This is a genomic window from Anaerotruncus sp. AF02-27 (genome assembly GCF_003465835.1).
Classification (GTDB): domain Bacteria; phylum Bacillota; class Clostridia; order Oscillospirales; family Ruminococcaceae; genus Anaerotruncus; species Anaerotruncus rubiinfantis.
This window is the reverse complement of record NZ_QSBX01000008.1, coordinates 18,449-27,565: the sequence shown is the minus strand read 5'-3', so window position 1 is coordinate 27,565 and position 9,117 is coordinate 18,449. Positions and strand designations below refer to the sequence as shown.

Sequence of the window (9,117 nt, the reverse complement as noted above, 5' to 3'; positions counted from 1 at the left end):
GGCCGCGCGATCGAAGCGGCGGGCGACGTCGATATCCTGATGCTGGATAAGACCGGAACCATCACCCTTGGCAACCGCCAGGCGTGCGAATTTATCCCGGTGGACGGATGTCCGGTCGCGGAACTTGCCGATGCCGCGCAGCTTTCCTCGCTCGCAGATGAAACGCCGGAAGGCCGCAGTGTTGTGGTTCTTGCAAAGGAGCAGTTTGGTCTGCGCGGGCGCAAGATCGGGGAAAAGAACATGCAGTTCGTCGCATTTACCGCGAAAACCCGTATGAGCGGCGTGAACTACGAGAACAGCGAGATCCGCAAAGGCGCTGCCGACGCAATCCGCGCGTATGTGGAAAACGCGGGCGGCAAATACAGTGATTCCTGTCAACAGGTGGTTGAGCGGATTTCCCGGCAGGGCGGCACCCCGCTTGTCGTGGCAAAAGACCACCGTATCCTCGGCGTCATTCACCTCAAGGATATCATCAAGGACGGCGTAAAAGAAAAGTTTGCGGATCTACGCAAAATGGGCATCAAGACCATCATGATCACAGGCGACAACCCTTTGACCGCGGCCGCGATCGCTGCGGAAGCGGGCGTGGACGATTTTCTCGCGGAGGCCACGCCGGAAGGCAAGCTCAGGCTGATCCGTGAATTCCAAGCGCAGGGCCATCTGGTCGCAATGACCGGCGACGGCACCAACGACGCCCCGGCGCTCGCACAGGCAGACGTGGCGGTTGCGATGAACAGCGGCACACAGGCGGCCAAGGAAGCCGGCAACATGGTGGATCTCGATTCCTCGCCGACCAAGCTGATCGACATCGTGCGCATCGGCAAACAGCTCCTGATGACCCGCGGAAGCCTTACAACCTTCTCGATTGCGAACGATGTGGCGAAATATTTTGCCATCATCCCGGCGCTTTTTATGGGCCTTTACCCAGGCCTTGCGGCGCTCAATATCATGGGCCTGCACAGCGCCGACAGCGCGATCTTTTCCGCTATCATCTATAACGCGCTCATCATTATCGCGCTCATCCCGCTGGCGCTCAAAGGGGTCCGCTACCGGGAAGTCCCGGCAGGGAAGCTGCTGTCACACAACCTGCTGGTTTATGGGCTCGGTGGGATTATCGCCCCATTTGTGGCGATCAAGCTGATCGATATGATCATTGTCGCCTTGGGGCTCCTTTAAGGAAGTGAACCCAAATGTTGGCCAACTCATACAGCCTGAAAGCGTCCGTAAAAAAGACGGTCTGGATTGATCTGTGGCGCGCGGCGGTGCGGTTTCTCTATGCGCATCCCGTCCTGCGGTATGAAGCGGTTCTCATTGTGATGCCGCTTGGAGTGCTGTTTTTGGTAGCGGCGCTGACCTTTGCGGCGGCAGTCCCCTATTTATGGCTGTCCGGGGCGTTTTGACCGGATGTGGGAACCGAATCTGGATTGATGGAGGAGAATGATTATGAATAAAACAGGCCCGATCCTGGCAAAAGCGTTTGTATTCCTTGTGGTAATGAGCATCCTGTGCGGCGGTATCTATACAGCTGTCGTCACGGGTATCGCACAGCTGGCCTTCCCGCACCAGGCCAACGGCAGCATTATCGAAATTGACGGAAAACGGTACGGTTCCGAACTGCTCGGGCAGCAATTCGAAGACGAGGATCATATGTGGGGCCGCGTCATGAAGATCGATACCAGCACCTTCACCGACGAACAGGGCAACCCGGTGCTCTATTCCTGGGCAACCAACCTCACCCCCGCGAGCGCGGATTATGAGGCGCTGATTGCCAAACGGGTGGAGAAGCTGAAAGCCGCGCATCCCAGCGAGGATGAGAAAGCAGTCCCAGTGGACCTTGTGACCTGTTCGGGCAGTGGGCTTGACCCGCATATTTCGCCCGCGGCTGCGGAGTACCAGGTTGCACGTATTGCCGCGAATACTGGAAAGAGCGAGGAAGAGGTGCGCGCAATCGTTGCCAAATATACCGAAGGCCGCTTTTGGGGAGTGTTCGGTGAACCGCGTGTGAACGTATTGAAGGTGAACCTCGCATTGGATGGGATCTTGTGATGGATGGGATGAAGCTTTATCAGAAACGACTGGCCGGGAGCGAACGGGCCGCCCGACAGCGGCGGCTCCCTCCCGGCATCCCGCCCGCAAAGCTGGCGCTGGCATTCCTTTACGATCTGAGCAGAGCCTTTTCGATGAAACCTTCGGTCTATCACACAGCGGGGAATCGGATGCTCACGTTGATTTTCCGCGATGCGACCTTTCTCTGCGGCGATTTCATTGCTGATTACGGCGAAGTGATTGCCGGGATTTCCCAGCAGTGGCCGGTGACCGTTTATGGCACCGCGTCCGGGAAGGAAACCGGTGAACTGCGGATTCGTTTCCGGGGAGAGGAAATCCTTGCCGAGCGCAGCTGCGTTTCCGGCAAGGACTTCGACGTGCTCTCGGGACTCTGCGTCAAGATTGAAACACAGGACGCGCGGGACAGCGCCTGCTTCGCGCAGATCTTGCGCCAGATGTGCTTTTGGCAGGACGACGTTGCCGTCCCGCGCACCATGGAGGAGTTCTGCCGTGCGCAGCAGCTCGGAACGGCGGTTGACGGAGCCTATTTCTGTTATCTGCCGTTGGGTGAAAACAGCGGCGGCGCGGGCAGGCTCAGCTGCCTGTCGATGGAACAGAAAGCGGAACTTTGGGAAGTATTCCTTGAAGACGGCGTGTCCACAATGGAATTCGACTGGCTGTTTTCGGCGGGCCTTTGCGGGGAATACCCCACGCTCATAGAGTGGGAGCTGGCTTTGCAGACGGTGCTTGAGGAGCTTGGAATCACAGTGATCAACCGACAGGACGAACGGTTTGAGGTGACCGGCCGCAAGGGCCGTCAGATGCGGTTCGATTTTACCCATGGTTCACCCGCTGAGAAGATGTTTTTAAAAATCCTGTTTCCGGTCAAGCCGGAGGATCAGCACACCTCAAAAAAGTGAAAGAAAAAGCCGCGGCCCTTACGGACCGCGGCTTTTCGGAAGGTTTACTGCAGAAAGCGCTGGATGTCCTTGTTTTCTCCCATGATGATGAGCGTTTCATCCGGCTGGAACAGATGATCCGGCTTGGGGAGCAGTTCCAGCTGATTTCGGCATTTGGTGGCCAGGATGCTGATGTGATATTTAGTGCGCACAGCGAGCTGGACAATTGTCCTGCCGACCCAGCCGGCCGGCACCGGTATCTCATAAATCGAATGATTGGGTGTGAGCTCGATGTAATCGAAGATGTTGTCTGAACTGTACTTGACCGCGGTACGCACGGCCATCTCCTGCTCCGGATAGACGACGCTGTCGGCGCCGTTGCGCAGCAGGAACTTTGCGTGCACCTCGCGGTTGGCGCGTGCAAGGACATATTTGGCGCCGAGATCTTTGAGCAGCGCGGCCGTTTCAAGCGAACTTTGAAAATTGTCACCGATAGCCACGATACAAAGGTCGAAGTTGCGTACGCCCAGAGATGAAACGAACGCCTCGTTGGTGCTGTCCCCAATCTGGGCGTTGGTGACAAAGGGCAGGACCTCGTTGACTCGGTTTTCATCAAGATCGACGGCCAGGACCTGATGGCGCAGTTCATGGAGTTTTTCGGCCATATGGCGACCGAAGCGTCCCAGCCCGATGAGCAGGATTGATTTCATAATGGAACCCCCTCCGTAATCAATTTACAGGGACACCCGCCGTTAGCCGACAGTGACCTTTTCGAGCGGTAGCTGTGCTGGCGGACGCAGATGCCCGTCCGCCAGCGCATAGAGCATGGTGAGCCCGCCGACACGGCCAAAATACATCAGTGTGATGAGCGTGATCCGGGAAACCACACCGAGCTCCCCGGTGATACCCAGGGAAAGCCCCACCGTGCCAATGGCGGAAGCGGCTTCAAACAGAGCAGCGGAAAGGGGCAGGCCTTCGACGCAGCTGATGAGATTGCCGCCGCAGAGAAAAAGCGTCAGATACAGCATCAGGATGGTGACCGCGTTTCGCAAAGCCTCTGGCGGAATACGCCGGGAAAAGCACTGGATGCAGTCCTTTTTTCGGAAGGTGGAGCCCACGCAGAGGATCAGCATGGCAAAGGTGGTCGTTTTGATGCCGCCCGCCGTGGAACCCGGGGAACCGCCGATGACCATCAATGAGATGATCAGCAGGATACCGGGGCTTTGCAGCTGTGTGAGATCCACTGTGTTGAATCCGGCGGTACGCGGCGTGACCGATTGGAAGAGCGAGGCAAGCAGCCTTTCCCCAATGCTCATCCCGCTCCAGCCAGGCTGCTGGAATTCATAGAAAAAGAAAAAGGCCGCAGGCAGCAGAATGAGCAGCCCAGTGCCGGAGAGCACCAATTTGGTTTGCAGCCGGTAGTGGTGGATATTCAGCTTGTTGTGCCGCAGGTCGTCCCAGACAAAAAAACCGATGCCCCCGGTGACGATGAGCAGCATCACCGGAAGGTTTACAAGCGGATCGCCCACATAACGCGTGAGGGAGGAGAACGGCTCACGGATGCCCATCAAATCGAATCCCGCGTTGCAGAAGGCGGAAATGGAATGGAACACAGCGAACCACAGTCCGCGCAGAAGGCCAAATTCCGGACAGAAGCGCAAGGCGAGGAAGAAGGCCCCAATCCCTTCAAAAAGGAAGGTCGCCTTCAGTATGAAGCTGGTGAGCCGGACAATCCCGCCCATCTGCGGCGCGGAGATCGATTCCTGCATAACGAGCCGCTGACGCAGGCCTATTTTTTTGCCAGTAAGCATTGCCACAGCGACCGCGACGGTGACAACTCCCATACCGCCGGTTTGGATGAGCAGCAGGATCACCAGCTGTCCGAACTCCGACCAGAAGGTATAAGTATCGTGCAGCACAAGCCCGGTCACACAGGTGGCGGAAGTAGCTGTAAAAAGCGCGTCAAGGAATGGGACGGATTCACCGCTCCTGGTCGCAAACGGCAGCATCAGCAGCAATGTCCCGCTCAGAATCAGAAGCAGGAAACCGCCGAGGATGACCTTAGCCGGGGTCAGCCCGCCGAGGATTTTTGACATGGAATTCCCCCGTACCTATAATAAAACTTGGCGGGCCGTTTTGGCGGCCCGTTTTTGTGGGATAAGACAGGAAAATCCAGGCGATTTTATTCCGTCTTAACATCTCCAGTATAGCGTAGGGCGCGTAAACGCCCGGTTAAGATGTCGGCCCGACTGTTAAGGTTATGCAAAGAATACGACTAGCGGGTTTTGAACAGTTCGGGAATCTTAACAGAATCTTTGCATAAATGGACGAATCAAAACAGCTTTATCACATCGCTTGTGGTACAATAAACGCGACAGAATGCGGCGCGGGCCGCTTGCCTCCCGTGCGGGGGCACATTCATTACGCCGGCAGCACAACGGTACCAGCTTTGCCGGCGTTACGCCGTTTCGCGGTTGTGCCGCCGAAAGAAAGCGGTGCTTTTCGACGGCATAATGGTTGTAAATGGGAGAAGAATAGCAACGGGAGGTGAGGCAATGGAGGCAGATAGGTACCGGCCGGATCCGGATTTGCTGCTGCAGGAACTGAAATCCGAATCCGAATCGGGCAAGACGGCGGGCAGAATGAAGGTCTTTTTCGGCTATGCGGCGGGCGTGGGCAAAACTTATGCGATGCTGGAAGCGGCACAACGTGCGAAAGAGGCTGGGATTGACGTGGTAGCGGGCTATATCGAGCCGCATTCCCGGCCGGAAACAATGGAACTGCTTCATGGGCTTGAAACTCTGCCGACGCTGCAGGTGCGGTATAAAGGGATCGCCCTGCGGGAATTTGATCTGGATGGCGCGCTCAAGCGGCATCCGCAGCTCATCCTGGTCGACGAGCTCGCGCATACCAACGCGGAAGGCTGCCGCCACCGCAAACGTTATCAGGATATCGAGGAGCTTCTGCGCGCGGGGATCGACGTTTATACGACGGTAAACGTCCAACACATTGAAAGCCTCAACGATATCGTTTCCTCGATTACCGGCGTGGTTGTCGGTGAACGGGTCCCCGACTGGGTGTTCGATTCGGCAACCCAGGTGGAGCTGGTGGACATCGAGCCGGACGATCTGATCGTCCGGCTCGAACAGGGGAAAATTTATCGGGAACAGCAGGCGCGCAAAGCTCTGACCAATTTCTTTTCGCGTGAGAACCTTGTGGCGCTGCGGGAAATTGCTCTGCGCCGCACCGCCGACCGGCTCAACCGGGCGGCCATGACTCCGGACGGCGGCAGAGGAGCGCCTGCTGCGGGAGAGCATATCCTCATCTGCCTTTCGAGTGCGCCCTCCAATGCAAAGGTGATTCGCACTGCGGCGCGCATGGCGGAGGCGTTCCACAGCAGCTTTACAGCGCTGTTTGTGGAGACGCCGGGCACCCCGGAACTGAGCGGGGAAAACCGCCGCAGGCTGCGCGCGAACCTGAAACTGGCAGAGGATCTCGGCGCGCGCATCGCAACTGTCTATGGGGATGACGTGCCGGGTCAGATCGCGGAATATGCGAAGGCAAGCGGTGTCTCAAAGATCATTATCGGGCGGTCAAACAACAAGAAACGGCTTTTTCTGAGCGGAAGCAACCTGATTGACCGCTTGACTGCTCTTGCGCCGAATCTCGATATCTACATCATCCCGGATGCGCAGCCCTATTATGCGGCGCGGCGCAGATGGCTCAGCCGGCAATTTCAATTTTCGTGGACAGACCTTGCCAAAGCAATCGGTATGGTGGCGCTGTCAACGATTGTCAGCGGATTGTTTTATGCAGCCGGCTTCAGCGAAGCAAATATCATCACCGTTTACATCCTGGGAGTGCTGTTCGCATCGGTCATTACAGACGGCTGGATTTACGGGGCGCTGGTATCCTTTGTCAGCGTGCTGGCGTTCAATTATTTCTTCACAGATCCATATTTTACCCTGCGCGCCTATGACGCAAGCTATCCTGTGACCTTCCTGGTTATGTTTGCGTCCTCCCTCGTGACAAGCACCCTCACCATGCGGGTAAAAAACCAGGCGCGGCAGGCCGCGCGCAAAGCCTACCGGACAGAGGTGCTTTTACAGACGAGTCAGAAACTGCAGCAGGCGGAATCCGCGGACGATATCCTTACAGGGACCGCCCGGCAGATGGTGAAGCTGCTCGGCTGTTCGGTCTTTTTTTATCCGGTGCAAGACGGAAACCTGATGCCCGCGCTATGCTATCCGCTCACCGACGAAACGGACATCAGGCCCTGCCTTACCGAAGAAGAACGCGGGGTCGCCCAGTGGGTGCTGAAAAACAACAAGCACGCGGGCGCAACCACCAATACCCTGCCGAGCGCAAAATGCCTTTATATGGCGGTGCGCGGGCAAAAGGAGGTCTTCGCAGTGGCGGGGATTGCAGTCGGGGAGCAGGGGATCGATTCGTTCGAGGAAAACCTGCTGATCGCCATGCTGGGCGAATGCGGGCTCGCGCTGGAAAAGGTTGCGCTTGGCGCGGAAAAACGAAAGGCACAGATGCAGGCGCAGCAGGAACAGCTGCGGGCCAACCTGCTGCGGGCAATTTCTCATGACCTGCGCACCCCGCTGACGAGTATTTCCGGAAACGCAGGCATCCTGATGGGGAATTCCGCGATCCTGGATGAGGACAAAAAGATGGCGCTTTACACCGATATTTACGACGATTCAATGTGGCTCATCAACCTGGTGGAGAACCTGCTTTCGGTCACTCGGATCGAAAACGGTTCCATGAGCATCCATATGGCTCCGGAACTGCTGGACGAGGTGTTCCGCGAGGCGCTCCGGCATCTTGGCCGGAAGGCGGGCGAACATGAGATTACCGTCGATCTGAAAGATGATATGCTCATGGCCCAGATGGATGCGCGGCTCATTATCCAGGTGATCATCAACATCGTGGACAACGCCATCAAATATACCCCGCCCGGTTCCCGCATCGCACTGCGGGCCAAACGCATGGGAAAAATGGCAATGGTGGAGATTGCGGACGACGGTCCCGGGATTGCGGACGATGCGAAGGGGAAGCTGTTTGATATGTTCTATACGGCTGGAGACCGCCGCGCGGATGGCCGGCGCGGGCTCGGACTGGGGCTTTCGCTCTGTAAATCAATCGTACAGTCGCATGGCGGGGAAATCGGTGTGCGGGACAATAACCCCAAAGGCACGATTTTCTATTTCACGCTACAATCTGCGGAGGTGAATCCAATTGAATAAACCACAAATTTTGGTGGTGGAGGATGACCGTGCGGTCAGCAATCTGATTTCCACCACTCTCGAAACACAGGAATACCAGTACCATACCGCCCACACCGGCCAGGCGGCCGTCCTTGACGCGGTTTCCTACCATCCGGATGTCATCATCCTGGATCTGGGGCTTCCCGATATGGATGGGGTGGAAATCATCAAAAAGGTGCGCGGCTGGAGCAATGTACCGATCATTGTGGTGAGCGCGCGCAGCGAGGACCGCGATAAAGTCGACGCGCTCGACGCGGGCGCGGACGACTATCTCACCAAGCCGTTTTCGGTGGACGAGCTGCTCGCACGGCTGCGGGTCGCGTTGCGCCGGGTGCGGTTTGACAGCTCCAAGACGAACGAGGAAGCCAGTACCTTTGTAAACGGCGGGCTCAAAATCGATTACGCAGCGGGCTGTGTCTATCTGAACGGCGAGGAGATTCACCTCACGCCGATTGAATACAGGCTCATCTGCCTGTTGGCGAAGAACGCGGGCAAGGTCCTCACCCACAACTACATCCTCAAGGAGGTCTGGAACAACGCTCTGCCCACCGATACACCGTCACTGCGGGTGTTTATGGCAACCCTGCGCAAAAAGATCGAACCGGTGCCGTCTGAGCCCAAATATATCCAGACGCATGTTGGGATCGGCTATCGAATGGTACGTATCTCGGATGACGAATAAATAAAAATTCTGCCGGCCATACTAAAACGACCGGTTTACGGGAAAAGGGGAAGGTCCGCCCAGCGGCGGACCTTCCCCTCTTGCTTTTTGTAATTCGGTCAAATCCAGCCAAAATATTATCTGTGAATTATATGGGCATAAATATGTAAGATGAAATGCACAAATATTACCTAAAAAATTTGGCGCACGATTGATTGAATGTGATTGACTTTGA

General features: G+C 56.6%; 8 protein-coding genes. 6 read left to right on the top strand and 2 right to left on the bottom strand.

What is annotated here, in order from left to right:
• The 4 genes from kdpB to DWV16_RS08210 form a co-directional block, all read left to right on the top strand.
• Positions 1 to 1,176, top strand: a 1,176-nt coding sequence (gene kdpB / locus DWV16_RS19565; RefSeq protein WP_243007293.1) for a potassium-transporting ATPase subunit KdpB, incomplete at its 5' end; no start/stop codon positions are given.
• Positions 1,177 to 1,190: 14 nt separating this feature from the next.
• The gene (locus tag DWV16_RS08220) at positions 1,191 to 1,400 is read left to right on the top strand and encodes a hypothetical protein (RefSeq protein ID WP_118478667.1); all 210 of its coding nucleotides are present in this window, start codon (positions 1,191 to 1,193) and stop codon (positions 1,398 to 1,400) included.
• Between the two features lie 43 nt (positions 1,401 to 1,443).
• Positions 1,444 to 2,046 carry a potassium-transporting ATPase subunit KdpC gene (gene kdpC / locus DWV16_RS08215; protein ID WP_118478665.1) on the top strand — a complete coding sequence of 201 codons (603 nt, stop codon included), beginning with the start codon at positions 1,444 to 1,446 and terminating at the stop codon, positions 2,044 to 2,046.
• The gene (locus DWV16_RS08210; RefSeq protein WP_066458672.1) at positions 2,046 to 2,966 is read left to right on the top strand and encodes a hypothetical protein; all 921 of its coding nucleotides are present in this window, start codon (positions 2,046 to 2,048) and stop codon (positions 2,964 to 2,966) included. Before kdpC ends, DWV16_RS08210 begins: the two co-directional genes overlap by 1 nt.
• A gap of 44 nt (positions 2,967 to 3,010) precedes the next feature.
• Here DWV16_RS08210 and DWV16_RS08205 read toward each other — a convergent pair whose 3' ends face one another.
• Positions 3,011 to 3,655, bottom strand: coding sequence for a TrkA family potassium uptake protein (locus DWV16_RS08205; protein ID WP_118478663.1), 645 nt, complete (start codon positions 3,653 to 3,655; stop codon positions 3,011 to 3,013).
• A gap of 42 nt (positions 3,656 to 3,697) precedes the next feature.
• On the bottom strand, positions 3,698 to 5,041 hold the full coding sequence (locus DWV16_RS08200) for a TrkH family potassium uptake protein (protein ID WP_118478661.1): 1,344 nt from the start codon (positions 5,039 to 5,041) through the stop codon (positions 3,698 to 3,700).
• Between the two features lie 459 nt (positions 5,042 to 5,500).
• Between DWV16_RS08200 and DWV16_RS08195 the strand changes: the two genes are divergently transcribed.
• Positions 5,501 to 8,200, top strand: a complete 2,700-nt coding sequence (locus DWV16_RS08195; protein WP_118478659.1) for a sensor histidine kinase KdpD — start codon at positions 5,501 to 5,503, stop codon at positions 8,198 to 8,200.
• Positions 8,193 to 8,903 carry a response regulator gene (locus DWV16_RS08190; protein WP_066458679.1) on the top strand — a complete coding sequence of 237 codons (711 nt, stop codon included), beginning with the start codon at positions 8,193 to 8,195 and terminating at the stop codon, positions 8,901 to 8,903. The genes DWV16_RS08195 and DWV16_RS08190 overlap by 8 nt, the downstream gene beginning before the upstream one ends.
• Positions 8,904 to 9,117 lie beyond the last annotated feature (214 nt).

Bases quoted from the DNA above. Each gene is read 5' to 3' on its own strand.
- DWV16_RS08205 (WP_118478663.1), bottom strand. From the start codon at position 3,655: ATGAAATCAATCCTGCTCATCGGGCTGGGACGCTTCGGTCGCCATATG.
- DWV16_RS08200 (WP_118478661.1), bottom strand. From the start codon at position 5,041: ATGTCAAAAATCCTCGGCGGGCTGACCCCGGCTAAGGTCATCCTCGGC.
- DWV16_RS08220 (WP_118478667.1), top strand. From the start codon at position 1,191: ATGTTGGCCAACTCATACAGCCTGAAAGCGTCCGTAAAAAAGACGGTC.
- DWV16_RS08210 (WP_066458672.1), top strand. From the start codon at position 2,046: ATGGATGGGATGAAGCTTTATCAGAAACGACTGGCCGGGAGCGAACGG.
- kdpC (WP_118478665.1), top strand. From the start codon at position 1,444: ATGAATAAAACAGGCCCGATCCTGGCAAAAGCGTTTGTATTCCTTGTG.
- DWV16_RS08195 (WP_118478659.1), top strand. From the start codon at position 5,501: ATGGAGGCAGATAGGTACCGGCCGGATCCGGATTTGCTGCTGCAGGAA.